Raw genomic sequence first — 16,957 nt, 5'->3', positions numbered from 1 at the left:
TTATATGTTTAAATATTTATTTAAATAATCAGATCGCTCTTTTAAGCTTTCCATATAAGAGTCTTCTTCGTGTCCTGAAACAACATTGTACCCATAACGTCTAAATGTCTGCATGATATCGTTAAGTCCAGTGTTTCCAACTTTCAAGGTTAGTTGCGCTATATCGTTTTCAATTTTTGAAATAAAAACACCTAGAAGTTTCCCATTATTAGATTCTACAATTTGACTAACCTCGCTAAACGAATAATCGTTCAAACTTTTTTCAACAATTAAGATGCCACCCGCTTCAGCAAAAAAAGGTGTTTCGTTAAATAATCGAATAATATCATTTAATTCGTAATAGCCTAAATAGGTGTTTTTTGCATCTAAAACAGGCATGATATTGGTGGAATTCTGTGCAAAAGCTTCTAATATATCTAACCAATTGGTTTCTTGTCTTACAAAAAAGCCTTCCGCAGCATATAAAATATCTTTAATAGACTTGTTCGTTTCAAAACAATGAGCATCTGTTTCAGAAATACAACCTAAGTACACATTCTCTTCGTTTTTAATGGGTATATGCGAGTTGGTCAGCTGGTTAAACAGCAACTTTAAGTCGGTAACATCCTCGTTAATTGAGAGGGGTTTTATGTCGTTAATTATGTAATCTGAAAGATTCATTTCTTCTAATTTGTTTTTGCAAATTAATCAAAAAAATAGTACAATAAGGCTGTTCTACTTTGTATTTTTGCAGAACTAATAAAATTTCTTACAATGACGAAATTAAGCGTAAATATTAATAAGATAGCTACTTTAAGAAACTCTCGAGGTGGAGATTTGCCTAATGTAGTACAGTTTGCAAAAGATGTGCAGCGTTTTGGAGCAGAAGGAGTAACTATTCATCCTAGACCAGACGAAAGACATATACGTTATCAAGATGCTTACGATTTAAAACCGGAAGTTTATACAGAATATAATATTGAAGGAAATCCTATTCCGAAGTTTGTAGATATGGTTCTAGAAATAAAACCAACACAAGTAACTTTGGTGCCAGATAGTGTAGACGCACTAACAAGTAATGCAGGTTGGGATACTATTAAGAATAAAGATTTCTTGGTAGAGGTTATTCAAGAATTTAAACGAAACGGAATTAGAACTTCTATTTTTGTAGATCCAGATTTAAAGCAAATGGAAGGCGCTAAAGAAACAGGAACAGATAGAATTGAATTATATACCGAAGCATTTGCGCATCAATATGGCTTAGGAAACAAAGAAGCCATTCAACCGTATGTTGCATGTGCGGAATTAAGTAACAAATTAGGCTTAGGTGTAAATGCTGGTCACGATTTATCTTTAGATAATATTCATTATTTCAAAGAAAATATTCCGGGTTTATTAGAAGTTTCTATTGGTCATGCACTAGTTTCAGAAAGTCTTTATCTTGGAGTAGAAAATGTTATTCAAATGTATTTACAAAGATTGAAGTAATTTTATTAATTAAAATCAAGCATAGGTGGAAGAAAAAGAAATATTATACGCAAAAGTAATAGGAGAAGGAAAACCATTTGTAATCCTTCATGGTTTCTTAGGAATGGGAGACAACTGGAAAACGCTAGGAACGCAATTTAGCGAAGCAGGTTTTCAAGTGCATTTAGTAGATCAACGTAATCATGGTAGAAGTTTTCACGATGCTACATTTAATTATGAAGTTTTAGTTTCAGATTTAAAAAGATATTGTGAAGAGCATCAACTAGAAGATATTGTTTTGTTAGGTCACTCCATGGGAGGGAAAACAGCAATGCTATTTGCTTCAGAATATCCTGAATTGGTTTCTAATCTAATAGTTGCAGATATTTCTCCTAGATTATATCCAATTCATCACGATGTGATTTTAGAAGGTCTGAATAGTTTAGATTTCGATAAAATAAAATCTAGAGGACAAGCAGATAAAATGCTTTCTCAATATATTACTCATTTAGGGGTTCGTCAATTTTTATTGAAGAATTTATACTGGGTTGAAAAAGGAAGGTTGGACTTACGTTTAAACTTACAGGCTTTAATCGAAAACATTGGCGAAGTAGGTGAGGCACTTCCTATACATGCTAAATTTGATAAAGACACTTTGTTTCTTCGTGGTGATAAAAGCGAATATATTGGTGAACAAGATCAAGCTATTATTAGCAGACACTTTCCGGAAGCAAAAATTATTACTATTTCCAATTCGGGACATTGGTTGCATGCCGAAAATCCAGAAGATTTTTACCAATCTGTAATAGATTTCGTATCTTTCTAGATAATCAATTTAAAAAAATAAAATATGTATTTAATAATAAGACTTTTGCTAAATGCTATTGCCGTTTTTGTGCTAGCAAATATTTTAAATGGCGTAGGTGTAGATAGTTACGTAACTGCAATTATTGTAGCCTTAGTACTTTCTATTTTAAATCTTATTGTAAAACCAATATTGGTGATTTTAACCTTGCCAATTACCATCATTACCTTAGGACTATTTATGTTTGTTATAAATGCCGGATTGGTACTTCTAGCAGATAAATTTGTAGACGGTTTTTCGGTGAGTTCTTTTTGGACAGCCATGTTGTTTTCTGTCTTATTGTCTATCCTTCAATCCTTATTACAATCCTTCTTAGTTAAGGATAACTAATTCATCCTAAAAGCTATAGGTTTTTAATTGGCTTTCAAGTAAAGTTGTTTGATTATTTTGTTTAATAAATAACTTTACTTGAAATTAGCTAGTTTACAATACGTTAAAAACTTTGTAGTAGTCTAAAAAAATAGTACTTTTGCACTCCTTTTTGAATGGAAAAATGTGTTAAAGCACGCTTTAAGCATTCTGTTTTAAGAGGTCTTTCCCTATAAAATCGGGAAATTAAATAACTAGTGTTAACGTCCAATAAAGGACTTTATATCATTTATAATGAATATTACAAGAGAAAACATTGATGCATTAAATGCTGTAGTAAAAGTAGACATCGCTAAAGAAGATTATAGCGATAAAATTGAAAAAATCTTAAGCGATTACAGAAAAACAGCTAACATTCCTGGATTTAGAAAAGGTCACGTACCAATGGGAATGGTTAAGAAACAATATGGTAAAGCCGTTTTAGTTGATGAAGTAAACAAACTTTTACAAGAAGGATTAAATAAATATTTAACGGAAGAAAAGTTAGATGTTTTAGGACAACCATTACCAAAAACGCAAGACGAAATAGATTGGGATGCTGGTGATTTTTCTTTTGAATTTGAATTAGGTTTAGCACCAGAATTTGAAGTAGAATTAAAAAGTAAAAAACCAATTACACATTATAAAATTGTTGCTGGAGACAAAATGATCGACGATCAAGTTGAAAACATCCAAAAACAATATGGTAAATTAATTTCTCAATCTACAATTGAAAAAGACAGTGAAATCACTGGAACTTTTAAAAACGAAGAAAAAGAAATTGAAAATACAGTAACTTTAACTTTAGATAAATTTAAAGGAGCTGCAAACGCAAAGAAATTTGTTGGAGCTAAAGTTGGAGATGTAATTACATTAAAAACAAAAGGTTTATATAACGACGATCATGAATTAATGCATGCATTAAAAATTCAACATGATGAAGCACACGGTTTAGATATCGAAGTAACTTTTGAAGTAACTGAAATCAACAAACGTGAGTTAGCAGATTTAGACCAAGAGTTATTTAACAAGTTATTTGCAGACGGAAGCGTAACTTCTGTTTCAGAATTAAAAGACAAGATCAAAGAAGATGCTGAAAAGCAATTCGTGCAACAAGGTGATCAAAAACTTTTAAATGATATTACAGAGTATTTAGTAGACAATACTAAATTTGATTTACCAGCAGCTTTCTTACAAAAATGGATGCAAACTGCAGGTGAGCAACAATTAACAGAAGAGCAAGCTAAAGAAGAGTACGAAAAGTCTGAAAAAAGCTTACGTTACCAGTTAATCGAAGGAAAGTTAATTACAGATAACAATATTCAAGTTACTCTAGAGGATATTAAAGGTCAAGCTAAAAACATGATCAAAATGCAAATGGCTCAATTTGGTCAAATGAATCCTTCAGATAAAGAATTAGAAGATATTGCTGCACGTGTACTTTCTAATCAAGACGAAGCTAGAAGAATTTCTGAGCAAATCATTAGCCAAAGATTATTAGATATCTATAAAGAAAAAGCTAATATCGAAACGAAAGAATTAACTTACGAAGACTTCGTAAAAGAAGTTTACGGAGATAACAAATAACCAAAAGGTGTCTCTTGTTTTAAGAGAAAATCCGTAATACGTCAGAAAGATTTTTTAAATCTGAAGATTGAAAGGTTAAAGAATAAATCCTTATATTTAGGCGTTAAAACTTTATGAGTTCTAACGCCTTTTTAAATAACAAAACACATAAGTCAACATATGGATTACGCAAAAGAATTTGAAAAATTCGCAATAAAAGATCAAGGAATTAGCAGCACTTACTACAACAAGATTATTAGTAGTATGTACCCAACAAACTTGACGCCAAATATCATTGAAGAGCGCCAAATGAACATCGCTATTTTTGATGTTTTCTCTCGTTTAATGATGGATAGAATTATATTCTTAGGAACTGGAATTAACGATCAGGTTGCAAATATTATTCAAGCACAGTTACTATTCTTAGAAAGTACAGATGCTAATAAAGATATTCAAATATATATCAACTCTCCAGGAGGTAGCGTTTATGCTGGATTAGGTATTTATGATACGATGCAGTTTATCAAACCAGACGTTGCAACTATTTGTACAGGTATGGCAGCATCTATGGGTGCCGTTTTATTATGTGCAGGAGCAAAAGGAAAACGTAGCGGATTAACGCATTCTCGTGTGATGATTCACCAACCTTTAGGTGGAGCACAAGGACAAGCAAGTGATATCGAAATTACAGCTCGTGAGATTTTAATCTTAAAAGAAGAACTTTATAATATTATAAGTAAGCATTCTGGTCAAGATTACGACAAAGTATACAAAGATAGTGATCGTGACTACTGGATGAAAGCTGATAAAGCTAAAGAGTACGGAATGATTGATGAGATTTTAGTGAGAAGCTAAAATAGAAATGAAAAATAGGAATTAAATTATAATGGCAGAAAAAGATTTAGAATGCTCGTTTTGTGGTAGAAAAAAGCCAGAAACTAATTTATTAATTGCTGGGCTTGATGCACATATCTGTGATAGGTGTATAGAGCAGGCGCATGGTATTGTTGTAGAAGAATCTAAGCAAACAGATAATAGTGATTTATCTGCAGAGCTAGTTTTACGCAAGCCGCAAAAAATTAAAACCTTTTTAGACGAATATATTATAGGTCAAGATTCTACTAAAAAGGTAATGTCTGTTGCTGTATATAATCACTATAAAAGATTATTGCAACCACCTACAGATGATGATATTGAAATTCAAAAATCAAATATCATTATGGTTGGTCAAACAGGAACCGGTAAAACCTTAATGGCAAAGACAATAGCAAAAATGCTTAATGTACCATTAGCAATTGTAGATGCAACAGTTCTAACTGAAGCTGGTTATGTTGGAGAAGATGTAGAAAGTATTTTAACAAGACTACTTCAAGCTGCAGATTATAACTTAGAGAAAGCTGAAAAAGGAATCGTTTTTATAGATGAAATAGATAAGATTGCTCGTAAGAGTGACAACCCATCTATAACTCGTGATGTTTCAGGGGAAGGAGTACAGCAAGCTCTTTTAAAGTTATTAGAAGGAACAGTTGTGAATGTTCCGCCAAAAGGTGGGCGTAAGCATCCAGACCAAAAGTTTATTGAAGTAAATACAGAAAACATTCTATTTATTGCAGGTGGAGCGTTTGACGGAATTGAGCGTGTAATCTCAAAAAGACTAAATATGCAGGCTGTAGGTTACAGCGCTTCTATGAGCGATGATGTTGTAGACCACAACCATTTATTACAGTATATTATTCCAAAAGATTTAAAAGACTTTGGTTTAATACCTGAAATTATTGGTAGACTTCCTGTATTAACTTACATGGATCCTTTAGATGCAAAAACACTAAAAGCTATCTTAACAGAACCTAAAAATGCTATCGTTAAACAATATAAGAAATTGTTTGAAATGGATGATATTGCATTTACTATTACAGATGGTGCTTTAGATTTTATTGTAGAAAAAGCTGTTGAATATAAACTAGGAGCAAGAGGATTACGTTCTCTTTGCGAAGAGATTTTAACAGATGCTATGTTTGAGTTACCAGGAACTAAAGAGGCTAAATTAAACGTAACAAAAGCTTACGCTGAAGAAAAGCTTACTAAAACTACAATTAAAAAGTTGAAAGCTGTTTCGTAAGAAAAGCTAGTAGTATAAAAAAGAAACCCAAGCAACTTGCTTGGGTTTTTTTATGCTGTTTTAGGAAGCTTTTTTATTTTAAACTAACTGTGTATTAAGTTTCAGTAACTCCTCCAGGTAATCTCTAGAGTTTGAAAGTCTAGGAATTTTATGCTGCCCTCCTAATTTGTTGTTTTGTTTTAACCAATCATAAAACAGTTTTTCTCTTGCAATATGAATTTTAGGTTCGTTTAGGGTAATATTATTTTGACGTTTGGCTTCATAATCCGAATTCAATGATTTTAATGTATTATCAAATAATTCGTTAAAACGGTTTATATCATTTGGAGGTTTTTTAAACTCAATCAGCCATTCATGTGCACCTTTTTCTTTTCCTTGCATAAAAACAGGGGCAGCGGTGAAATCTACTATCTCAGCTTCAGTTTCTTTACATACTACTTTAAGTGCTTCTTCAGCATTTTCAATAATTAATTCTTCTCCAAAAACATTTATATGATGTTTTGTTCTACCAGAAACCTTTACTCTATACGGACTAATAGATGTAAATCTAACAGTATCACCAATCTTGTATCTCCATAGTCCGGCATTTGTAGTGATAATTACTGCGTAGTTTTTTCCTATTTCTACTTCGCTTAACGGAATTACTTTTTCGTCTTTGCTTCCATAGGTATCCATCGGAATGAATTCATAGAAAATACCATAATCTAGCATCAGTAGAAGTTCGCTAGAATTGTTTTGATCTTGAATAGCAAAAAATCCTTCCGAAGCATTATAAATTTCGTAGTACTTGAAATTACTATTTGGTAAAATAGCTTTGTATTGTTCTTGGTAAGGTTTGAAGCTTACTCCCCCATGAAAATAGACTTCAAGATTTGGCCAAACTTCGTGAATATTTGTTTTTTTGGTGGTTTCTAATACGTTATTAAGTAATACCAACATCCAAGAAGGTACACCTGCAAGACTCGTAACATTTTCGTTGATAGTTTCATCTACAATTGCTTGCATTTTGTGCTCCCAATCGCTCATTAAGGAAACCTTATTACTTGGTGTGCTACTGAATTCTGCCCAAAAAGGCATATTGTCAATTAGAATAGCGCTTAAATCACCAAAAACAGTCCCGTTTTCGGTATACAGCTCTTTGCTTCCTCCAAGTCGTAAACTCTTACCTGTAAATAGTTGAGCATCTTCATTATTGTTTAAATACATGCACAATAAATCTTTACTAGCTGCATAATGGCAATCTTCTAATGAGTCTGAACTTACCGGAATAAACTTACTTTTTGCATTGGTTGTTCCGCTAGATTTGGCAAACCATTTTATAGGCGTTGGCCAATAAATATTATTTTCACCTTGTCGTGAACGCTCTATATTACTTTGAATCTCTTCGTAGGTAGAAACAGGAACTCGTTCTGCAAATTCCTTATAGGTTTTAATAGACTTAAAATCATACATCTTACCAATTTCAGTGTTTTCCGCTGTGTTAATTAGCGAGAATAATAGTTCGTTTTGTACTTCGTTTGGGTATTTTAAAAACAATTCAATTTGATGAAATCGTTTTTTTAAAAACCAGGAAGCAATAGAATTGACTATAGGAATTGGCATATTTATATTATCTTTAAAAGTTTAAAAATAAGACTTTTTTTTTATGTTATACCAAGGTGTTTTGACAAAAATGGAAACCGAATTCTCACAGCCAATTCAATATTATTTGGTGTTTGATTCCGATTTCTTAAATATGAATCAATTATTAGGTAAAACGCTTCAGATGAAGTTTGTTGGCTACCAATGTTTAAACTGTGGTTTGAATAAGGAAATCTACCGGCAAGGATTCTGTAAGAGTTGCTTTTTTGATATTCCGCAAGCAGCAGATTGGATTATGCGTCCAGAGTTAAGTACCGCCCATTTAGATAAAGAGGATAGAGATTTAGAATACGAAAAGAAAGTGCAGCTACAGCCGCATATTGTGTATTTGGCTAACTCTAGTAATGTGAAGGTTGGGGTGACAAGAAAATCGCAAGTACCAACGCGTTGGATTGATCAGGGAGCTCATGAAGCCATCGAAATTGTTGAGGTTCCTAATCGTTACTTGGCAGGAATTACCGAAGTTGCTTTAAAAGAGTTTGTTGCCGATAAAACGAATTGGCGAACTATGTTGAAAAATGACATTGCAGATGAAGATTTAGTTGCTTGGCGCGAAAGACTAAAAACTCATATTCCAGAAGAAGCAAAAGATTATTATATTGAATCGAATACCGAAACGAATATTGATTTTCCAGTTTTGCAATACCCTGAAAAACCAAAAAGTTTGAACATTAAAAAGGAAGGTTCTTACACAGGAAAACTAGTTGGTATAAAAGGCCAGTACCTTATTTTTGAAGACCAACGCGTTTTTAATATAAGATCCAATGAAGGGTTGATAGTACAGATCGAAATAAGTTAATCAATCAAATATAAATCTAAAGAAAAATCACCAACATTTCCGTTGGTGATTTTTTTTGCTTTAATATGAAAATAAAAGGCAACAAAAAAACACGCTTAAATTAAAAAGCGTGTTTTTGTATATGTAAATTAAGAATGAACTACTAAATATCTTCAGCGTCTCTTAAGCCTTGAATATAAGCAGCCTTAGATAATTGTCTTCTACGTTTAACCGATGGTTTTGTAAAAAACTGATTCTCTCTTAAATTCTGCATTACTTTCACATTTCTGTGTTTACGTTTGTAACGTTTTAAAGCACGTTCTATATTTTCGCCTTCTTTAATTTCTATTCTTAACATAATGATTCTTTAATTGTGGATGCAAAAGTAATTCAATTATTCTAATTTTTATAATATTTCAGTAAGTTTTTTACTTAACTGTGTCTTTTACTGTTTCTTTCTTCTTTTTTCCTCCAAAAATTCCGCCTAAAACATCTTTTACACCTTCTTCAATAGTTGGTTTGGTTGGTGTTGTTTTAGTTGAGTCTTTTGGGGTGTTATTTGTGTTGTTGTTATTTCCGCCCATAATACCTCCTAAAACATCTTTAATTGGATTGTTTTCTTGTGTTTTGGTACTGTCAGTTTTTGGTTTCGTTCCGCCTAAAACATCACCAATAATATTTCCTAGTTGTTCGGAACCTTGATTTAAAAGTTTTTGTTTTTCAATCTCAATTAATTGTTTCGTAAGATTCGTGATTCCGGTTTTTAAATCTGTTTTAACGCTTGGAGTCATAAATGTTCCACCAATAATAGCTGTAACTGGAATGGTTATATTCTCCACAGCAGGATCGTTTATTTTTCCAATTAGCCTATTGATTTCGCTTCCTAAGTATTTGGCAGGAACTTCTAGAACGGCATTGTAAGCCATGCTTTTGTCAAAACCATGAGAGCCATCCACAGTTATTTTTATGTCTTTATATTTTATGTCAAATGGTTCTACATTTACTTTTCCGTCTTTAAAGTCTAATTTCGTTTTTAAATCTTTTAAATCCAGTTTACTGAAATCAATGAAATTTAAAGCATTGTCTAGTTTGCTTAGTAGAGGAGCAGATGCAGAGCTTATTTCGGTAGTTAATAATTCGGCAAGAGCATTTCCAGAGATAGAGGATAGTTTTGGTGAAAACTCTTCGTCTAAATCTCCCGATAAATTTATAGTTGTATTTAACTTTCCTTGTAGGATTTTAGAAATTGGTGCTAAACTTTCAAGTAATTCTAAACCTGTAAAAGATTGAGAGATATCAAAGTTTTTAATACCTAGATTCATATTGAAAAGAGGCGTTTTGTTTTTGGTGTTTACCAAACCAGAAATAGCAATGTCACCATCAAATATATTAGAAGTCATATTGTCTAAATCTGCTTGCTCATCTTTAATTCGTAATACTCCTTTTACATTTTTAAGCGTAAGATTATCATATAATACTGTTTTAGCATCTACTTGAATTGTGCAATCTAAAAAAGCAGGAATTTTTAACGATTCTTCTTCACTTGTGGTTTTGTTTTTAGCAGCAACTTCTGTGTCTGCAACCATAAAATCACTAATAGCAAAAGTGTTTGATTTTACATTGAAATTTCCTTTTAATTTCCCGTCACTTAATAAAAACCCTAGTAAATTGTTGATGTTACCTGTAGCGTTTAAGTCGCTTTTTCCTGTTCTAGCATCAAAGCTATCTAAAGAAACTATACCAGGATGAAAAGTTACATCTGCCTTACTAATATGAATTGGGTTTACAATATCTTCACTTGAAAATATAAAATCAGTAATACTAACGCTTCCGTTGTTTTTTATTCGTTTGTATGCATTAGTCTCTATAGCCTGCATATCAAAAGCTGTATTTAATTTTGCTTTTAATATTCCACTTAATTCTTTATCTATGCTTACAGGGTATGCTTTAGTAATATTTGCTAAGTTTAAAACACCATCTATATCTGCATTAACTAGCATGTTTTTGGTGATGTTTTTTATGGTTGCTGAGGATTTAAAAACATCTTGATCTATTTTGAAGTTAAGAGTCTTGATGTTTAAATATGTATTGTCAATATTTCCATCATCGTTTTTAACCGATGCGTTTATTGCGATATTTTCAACACGTTTTGGTAAGTCAGGGTACTTAAAGGACGCATTATTAGAACTTATATTAATATCTAAATGCGGAATAGTAGTATCGTTATTTACCCCTTTAATATTTCCTTTTACTTTAAAGTTTCCTGTTGTTGCTACGTTTTCAATGTTTTTAGAATATTCCTTAGGTATTACAGCTAGGAAATCTTTAAAGTCTGAGCCAGGATTTTCAAAAGAAATATCCATCTCTTGCCCATCATCAAGCATCTTGATATAACCTTGAAATTCTAATGGTAACTGATTAATATAACCTTTGTTTTCTTTAAAGCTGTACTTGCTATTTTCTAAATCTAAATCAATTAAAGCATCAAGTTTTATTATGTTGTTACTAAGGTATTCGGTGTCCTCTAAGCTTAAGCTTACTTTAGCTTCCGATTTTGTGTCTAATTGTGAAATATCACCAGAAAAAGTTCCATTTCCAGAATGATTTAATTCTGTAATATAAAAAGTGATATTAGACTCTTCATCCAAATAGGTAAACGCACTATTATTAATTGCATAGTCTTTTACATCAATGGTGAAAGACGCCTCCTCTGTAGAGGTGTTTTCGTTTTGACCTTCTTTTTCTTTTACAATATCATAATTTACATCTCCAAACTTGTTAGTTTTTAAAGTAAGTAAAGCTTCGTTTAGATTGATCGTGTTTATTACAATTGGGCCTTCATCTACTTTTTTGAACAACTCTTTAACAGACATTTCGAAAGTTATTGACTTTGCAGTAGCAAAAGTTTCATCTTTAAAAGGTTCAAAATTGGTAATCACTAGATCGTCTACACTAACATGAGCCTGCGGAAAGCTACTTAATAAACTTAGGTTGACATCGCTAAATTCCACATTAGCATTTACGTTTTCGTTTATAAAACGTTTAACCATGTCTTTGATTTGTGATTGAAACATAAATGGAATAGCCAGCAAAACAGCCACTAAAATAAGTAGTGTGATACCAATAATTTTTAAAGCTTTTTTCATAGAAAAATACAAATTAGTTTGTGTAAGTATTTACGTATTAATATGGATGTTTAGATTATACAAAGATACACATTAGCATAAGTTTAGCATTTAATATAAAGTTATATATTATTCGTTTTAAGAATAGTACAGGTTTTTTTGTGTAAAATAGAATTTAGAAAACCAAGCGAATTTTAAATTGTGAATAAATAGCCAAGATAAATAGAATGCTTTAGAAATTGTTTTAGTTATTTTGCAGCAGCAGATTTTGGCTAATTTCAGGGCCGTTTTAGTTATTTACAGAATAGAAAAAGTGAAGTGTAGTTCACTAAATTATGAATCAATCACAGAAGGCATACATCTCTATAGGAAGCAATCAAGGCGACAAATTTAATAATTTGCAAAACGCTATTAATGCCATTTATAATGAGATAGGTGTTATTAAAAGTATTTCTAAAGTTTATAAAACTCCAGCTTTTGGTTTTGAAGGTGAAGAGTTTTTAAATGCATGTTTACTAATAGAATCTGAACTAAAACCAGCTAAGCTCTTAAAAAAGCTACTTGAAATTGAAAAGAAATTAGGTAGAATTCGTTCAAAAGAAAAAGGGTATCAATCTAGAATTATAGATTTAGATGTTATTTTTATTGAAGACGAAATCATTGAAACTACTTCTTTGATTGTTCCGCATCCAGAAATGCATAAACGTAGATTTGTTTTGCAGCCTTTAGCAGATATAGCTTCTAATTTTATACATCCAAAACTAAAGAAAGAAGTGGCTGTTTTATTAGAAGAATGTGAGGATTCTAGTGTTTTAGAGTCTATTAATATTTGGCTGAAGAACCCAATCAAACAATATGATTTTTCTAAGTATAACTTTATTGCAATTGAAGGGAATATTGGTGCAGGAAAAACTAGTTTAAGTAATAAAATAGCTCGTGATTTTAATGCAAAACTTATTTTAGAACGCTTTGCAGACAATCCTTTTTTGCCAAAGTTTTATAAAGAACCAAAGCGCTATGCTTTTACTTTAGAAATGTCTTTTCTTGCAGATAGATACCAGCAAATTAGTGATGATTTATCGCAACTAGACTTGTTTAAAGATTTTATAGTTAGCGACTATGATGTTTTTAAATCTTTAATTTTTTCAAAAATCACTTTGCCAGAAGACGAATTTAAACTCTACAGAAAACTCTTTTATCAGGTATATAAAGATATAGCAAAGCCAGATTTGTATGTGTATTTATATCAAAATACAGAGCGCCTTCAGGAAAATATCAAGAAGAGAGGAAGAAAATACGAGAAGGATATTGAAAACGATTACCTTGAAAAAATCAACACAGGTTACTTAGATTTCCTTAAAGAGCAAACCGAATTAAATGTGAAAATCATTGATATCTCTGAGAAAGACTTTGTAAAAAACAGAGAAGATTATCTTTGGTTACTTGAAAAAATCTGCGAATAAGTTTATACTTTTTGTAGTTTGTTAAACACATCCCAAACTACAACTCCGCAACTAACAGAAATATTTAAAGAGTGCTTGGTTCCAAATTGAGGGATCTCAATCACTGCATCACTTTTGTTAACTACATCTTGTGCAACACCTTTCACTTCGTTACCAAAAACTAAAGCGTAGGTAGTATTTGATTCCGGAGAAAACTCATCAAGCATGGTTGCGTTTTCCGCTTGTTCCACAGAACATACTTTTACATTGTTTTTTTGAAGTTTTTCAATAACATCCAAGGTGTTTTCTGCATATTCCCAAGCAACGGTATCGGTGCTGCCTAGAGCAGTTTTGTGAATGTCTTTATGTGGTGGAGTAGCGGTAATTCCGCAGAGGTAAATTTTTTCAACTAAAAAAGCATCACTAGTTCTAAAAACAGAACCAATATTATTTAGACTTCTAATATTATCTAATACGATGATAATAGGTGTTTTATCTGTGTTTTTAAATTCGTCAACACTTAATCTGTCTAATTCGCTATTTTTTAGTTTTCTCATTTCAAATTTTCCTTTCTAGTGGTTTGCAATACAGCAATCTCATCTGTAAAATTGTGAACAAATGTATATAACTTCTGTTGGTTTCCCTTCAAAAAAAATCAAATTATAAGTACATTAGCAATCTTACGAAATTGATATATAATAGTACAAAAATAACATATTTACACTTGGCAAAAAAAGCAAAAAAAGAAACACCTTTAATGAAGCAATACAATGCTATAAAAGCAAAGTATCCAGACGCTTTATTGTTGTTTCGTGTTGGAGATTTTTATGAAACTTTTGGAGAGGACGCTATCAAGACCGCAGGAATACTGGGCATCATTTTAACCAAGCGAGGAGCAGGAAGCGATAATGAAATTGAACTAGCCGGTTTTCCGCATCACTCTTTAAATACTTATTTGCCAAAACTTGTAAAAGCAGGTGAGCGTGTAGCTATTTGCGATCAATTAGAAGACCCTAAGCAAACAAAAACCATTGTAAAACGTGGGGTTACCGAACTTGTAACTCCGGGAGTTGCACTTAATGATGAGGTTTTAGTTTCTAAATCAAATAACTTTTTGTGCTCGGTATATTTTGAGAAAAACAAAATAGGAATTTCCTTTTTAGATGTTTCTACGGGAGAATTTTTAACTTCTCAAGGAAACGCAGAATATATTGATAAGCTTCTTCAGAATTTTAGTCCGAGTGAAGTTTTAGTGTCCAAACAAAAAAGAACCCTTTTTAATGATACGTTTAGCACCGATTACCATACCTTTTATTTAGAAGATTGGGTATATCAAACAGATTATGCAAACGAAACACTAACGAAACACTTCAATACAAAAACACTTAAAGGTTTCGGTATTGCAGATCTTCACGAAGGTATTATTGCTTCAGGATCTATTTTACATTATTTAGGAGAAACACAACATAATAAACTACAGCATATCACTTCTATTGCTAGAATTGCAGAAGATGACTATGTGTGGATGGATAGGTTTACTATTAGAAACCTAGAACTATATCATTCTACCAATAATAATGCTGTTACGCTGTTGCAGGTTATAGATAAGACTATTTCTGCAATGGGCGGGCGTTTATTAAAACGTTGGTTGGCATTACCTTTAAAGAATGCTGAAAAAATAAAGCAACGTCATGAGGTGGTTGATTTTTTTACGAAAAACAAAACTACGCTTCAAAAGACACAGAATCACATCAAGCATATTGGGGATATAGAGCGATTAATATCTAAGGTTGCTACTGGAAAGGTGAACCCAAGAGAGGTAATTCAGTTGAAAAATTCTTTAGAGGCAATTATTCCTATAAAAGCATTATCGTCTAATTGCGATAATGAATCCCTAAAGATTATCGGGGATAAATTACAAAGTTGTGATGTGCTTCGAAAGAAAATTAAAGGAATGCTTAATGAAGATGCTCCTGTTAATGTTTTAAAAGGAAATACCATTGCAACTGGTTTTTCAGAGGAGTTAGATGAACTTCGAGCGCTTTCCACATCGGGTAAAGATTATCTAGATAAAATGTTAGAGCGTGAAAGTGAACGCACAGGAATAACTTCTCTTAAAATAGCATCTAATAATGTATTTGGTTATTATATTGAAGTAAGAAATACGCATAAGGATAAAGTGCCTGCGGAATGGATTAGAAAGCAGACCTTAGTTAATGCCGAAAGATATATAACAGAAGAATTAAAAGAATACGAAAGCAAGATTCTTGGTGCAGAGGAACGTATTTTAACTATAGAACAAAAACTGTTTGCAGATTTAGTAGTTTGGATGAACCAATATATTAAACCTGTGCAGCAAAACGCATATTTAGTAGGTCAGTTAGATTGTTTGGCCGGATTTGCGCAATTGGCAAAAGATAATAAATATGTATATCCTGTAATTGATGATACCCATGATTTAGAGGTTAAAGATGGTAGACACCCCGTAATAGAAAAGCAATTACCAATTGGTGAACCATATATTACTAATGATGTTTTCTTAGATAGAGATGGTCAGCAAATTATTATGATTACTGGACCAAACATGTCTGGTAAGTCTGCTATTTTACGTCAAACCGCTTTAATAGTGCTGTTGGCTCAGATGGGGAGTTTTGTACCTGCAAAAGCTGCTAGAATAGGTTTAGTAGATAAAATATTCACTAGAGTAGGGGCGAGTGATAATATTTCGATGGGAGAATCTACATTTATGGTAGAAATGAATGAAACTGCTTCCATTCTAAATAATATAAGTGATAGAAGTTTAGTTTTACTAGATGAGATTGGAAGGGGAACAAGTACCTATGACGGAATATCTATAGCTTGGGCTATTAGTGAATACTTACATGAGCATCCAGCAAAACCTAAAACTCTTTTTGCAACGCATTATCATGAGCTTAATGAAATGACAGAAACATTTAAAAGAATTAAAAACTATAATGTTTCAGTAAAAGAGTTAAAAGATAATGTATTGTTCTTGCGTAAGCTTGTAGAGGGTGGTAGTGAGCATAGTTTTGGAATTCATGTGGCTAAAATGGCAGGAATGCCACAACAAGTTTTGCATCGAGCAAACAAGATTTTAAAGAAATTAGAGCGTTCACACTCTAGTGAAGAACTAACTGATAAGGTAAAATCTATAAAAGATGAAATGCAGCTAAGTTTTTTCAATTTAGACGATCCTTTGTTGCAAGAAATAAAAGAAGAAATATTACACACTGATATTGATACACTTACGCCGGTAGAAGCCTTGATGAAGCTTAATGAAATCAAGAGAATGTTGGTGAAGAAAAAGGGAAATTAAAAATAATTTGAAATTTTTTTAAAAAAGGCTTTGCAATTCACATATTTCTTTTAAATTTGCAACCGCAATAGCAATATTGCTCGTTCATAACAAAGACTGCGAAAGTAGCTCAGGGGTAGAGCATCACCTTGCCAAGGTGAGGGTCGCGGGTTCAAATCCCGTCTTTCGCTCTGAGACTTTCTTAAAACATACCAATGCTGAAGTGGTGGAATTGGTAGACACGTTGGACTTAAAATCCAATGTCCATTAGGACGTACGGGTTCAAGTCCCGTCTTCAGTACAAATTGCCT

Annotated in this window: 14 protein-coding genes and 2 tRNA genes; 11 read left to right on the top strand and 5 right to left on the bottom strand. The window is 32.2% G+C overall.

The genetic code is table 11. The features are described 5' to 3' along the window. A complete protein-coding gene (locus DU428_RS01115; protein WP_113965608.1) occupies positions 1-660 on the bottom strand; it encodes a CBS domain-containing protein in 660 nt (219 codons plus the stop codon). A 93-nt stretch (positions 661-753) separates the two neighbouring features. On the opposite strand from DU428_RS01115, the gene DU428_RS01110 reads away from it, so the two are divergent. From DU428_RS01110 to clpX, 6 genes are all read left to right on the top strand, one after another. Further along, entirely contained in the window at positions 754-1,467 is a 714-nt protein-coding gene (locus tag DU428_RS01110) for a pyridoxine 5'-phosphate synthase (protein ID WP_072348457.1), read from the top strand. A gap of 25 nt (positions 1,468-1,492) precedes the next feature. Then, positions 1,493-2,272: an alpha/beta fold hydrolase gene (locus DU428_RS01105; protein ID WP_113965607.1), complete on the top strand. Its 780-nt coding sequence runs from the start codon at positions 1,493-1,495 to the stop codon at positions 2,270-2,272. A 24-nt stretch (positions 2,273-2,296) separates the two neighbouring features. Next, complete coding sequence (locus tag DU428_RS01100; protein WP_072348461.1) at positions 2,297-2,641, top strand: phage holin family protein; 345 nt, start codon at positions 2,297-2,299, stop codon at positions 2,639-2,641. A gap of 273 nt (positions 2,642-2,914) precedes the next feature. Then, complete coding sequence (gene tig, locus DU428_RS01095) at positions 2,915-4,246, top strand: trigger factor (protein ID WP_072348463.1); 1,332 nt, start codon at positions 2,915-2,917, stop codon at positions 4,244-4,246. 159 nt (positions 4,247-4,405) lie between these two features. Then, positions 4,406-5,080 (top strand): ATP-dependent Clp endopeptidase proteolytic subunit ClpP, encoded by a 675-nt coding sequence (gene clpP, locus DU428_RS01090; protein WP_072348465.1) that lies wholly within the window; start codon positions 4,406-4,408, stop codon positions 5,078-5,080. Between the two features lie 31 nt (positions 5,081-5,111). Then, a complete protein-coding gene (gene clpX / locus DU428_RS01085) occupies positions 5,112-6,344 on the top strand; it encodes an ATP-dependent Clp protease ATP-binding subunit ClpX (RefSeq protein ID WP_072348467.1) in 1,233 nt (410 codons plus the stop codon). A gap of 78 nt (positions 6,345-6,422) precedes the next feature. Here clpX and DU428_RS01080 read toward each other — a convergent pair whose 3' ends face one another. After that, positions 6,423-7,946 (bottom strand): GH3 auxin-responsive promoter family protein, encoded by a 1,524-nt coding sequence (locus tag DU428_RS01080; protein WP_113965606.1) that lies wholly within the window; start codon positions 7,944-7,946, stop codon positions 6,423-6,425. Positions 7,947-7,989: 43 nt separating this feature from the next. Between DU428_RS01080 and DU428_RS01075 the strand changes: the two genes are divergently transcribed. Beyond that, positions 7,990-8,784, top strand: a complete 795-nt coding sequence (locus tag DU428_RS01075) for a DUF2797 domain-containing protein (protein WP_113965605.1) — start codon at positions 7,990-7,992, stop codon at positions 8,782-8,784. Between the two features lie 142 nt (positions 8,785-8,926). On the opposite strand, the gene rpsU is transcribed toward DU428_RS01075, so the two are convergent. Further along, entirely contained in the window at positions 8,927-9,121 is a 195-nt protein-coding gene (gene rpsU, locus DU428_RS01070; protein WP_072348474.1) for a 30S ribosomal protein S21, read from the bottom strand. Positions 9,122-9,191: 70 nt separating this feature from the next. Next, positions 9,192-11,909 (bottom strand): AsmA-like C-terminal region-containing protein, encoded by a 2,718-nt coding sequence (locus DU428_RS01065; protein WP_113965604.1) that lies wholly within the window; start codon positions 11,907-11,909, stop codon positions 9,192-9,194. Positions 11,910-12,223: 314 nt separating this feature from the next. Between DU428_RS01065 and folK the strand changes: the two genes are divergently transcribed. Continuing rightward, positions 12,224-13,351: a 2-amino-4-hydroxy-6-hydroxymethyldihydropteridine diphosphokinase gene (gene folK, locus DU428_RS01060; protein ID WP_113965603.1), complete on the top strand. Its 1,128-nt coding sequence runs from the start codon at positions 12,224-12,226 to the stop codon at positions 13,349-13,351. Positions 13,352-13,353: 2 nt separating this feature from the next. Here the strand turns inward: folK and DU428_RS01055 are convergent, their stop codons facing one another. Next, positions 13,354-13,887 carry an RNA methyltransferase gene (locus DU428_RS01055; RefSeq protein WP_113965602.1) on the bottom strand — a complete coding sequence of 178 codons (534 nt, stop codon included), beginning with the start codon at positions 13,885-13,887 and terminating at the stop codon, positions 13,354-13,356. Positions 13,888-14,054: 167 nt separating this feature from the next. Between DU428_RS01055 and mutS the strand changes: the two genes are divergently transcribed. The 3 genes from mutS to DU428_RS01040 all read left to right on the top strand — a co-directional run bounded on the left by mutS (position 14,055) and on the right by DU428_RS01040 (position 16,947). Continuing rightward, a complete protein-coding gene (gene mutS / locus DU428_RS01050; protein ID WP_113965601.1) occupies positions 14,055-16,667 on the top strand; it encodes a DNA mismatch repair protein MutS in 2,613 nt (870 codons plus the stop codon). A gap of 98 nt (positions 16,668-16,765) precedes the next feature. Next, positions 16,766-16,837: transfer RNA gene (locus tag DU428_RS01045), tRNA-Gly, on the top strand. A gap of 26 nt (positions 16,838-16,863) precedes the next feature. Continuing rightward, positions 16,864-16,947 (top strand) — tRNA-Leu (locus DU428_RS01040). Positions 16,948-16,957: the final 10 nt, after the last annotated feature.

Source organism: Oceanihabitans sediminis (assembly GCF_003337215.1).
In the GTDB taxonomy this organism is placed as follows: domain Bacteria; phylum Bacteroidota; class Bacteroidia; order Flavobacteriales; family Flavobacteriaceae; genus Oceanihabitans; species Oceanihabitans sediminis.
Note: the sequence above shows the minus strand (reverse complement) of the source record. Positions and strands in the feature narration are given on the sequence as shown.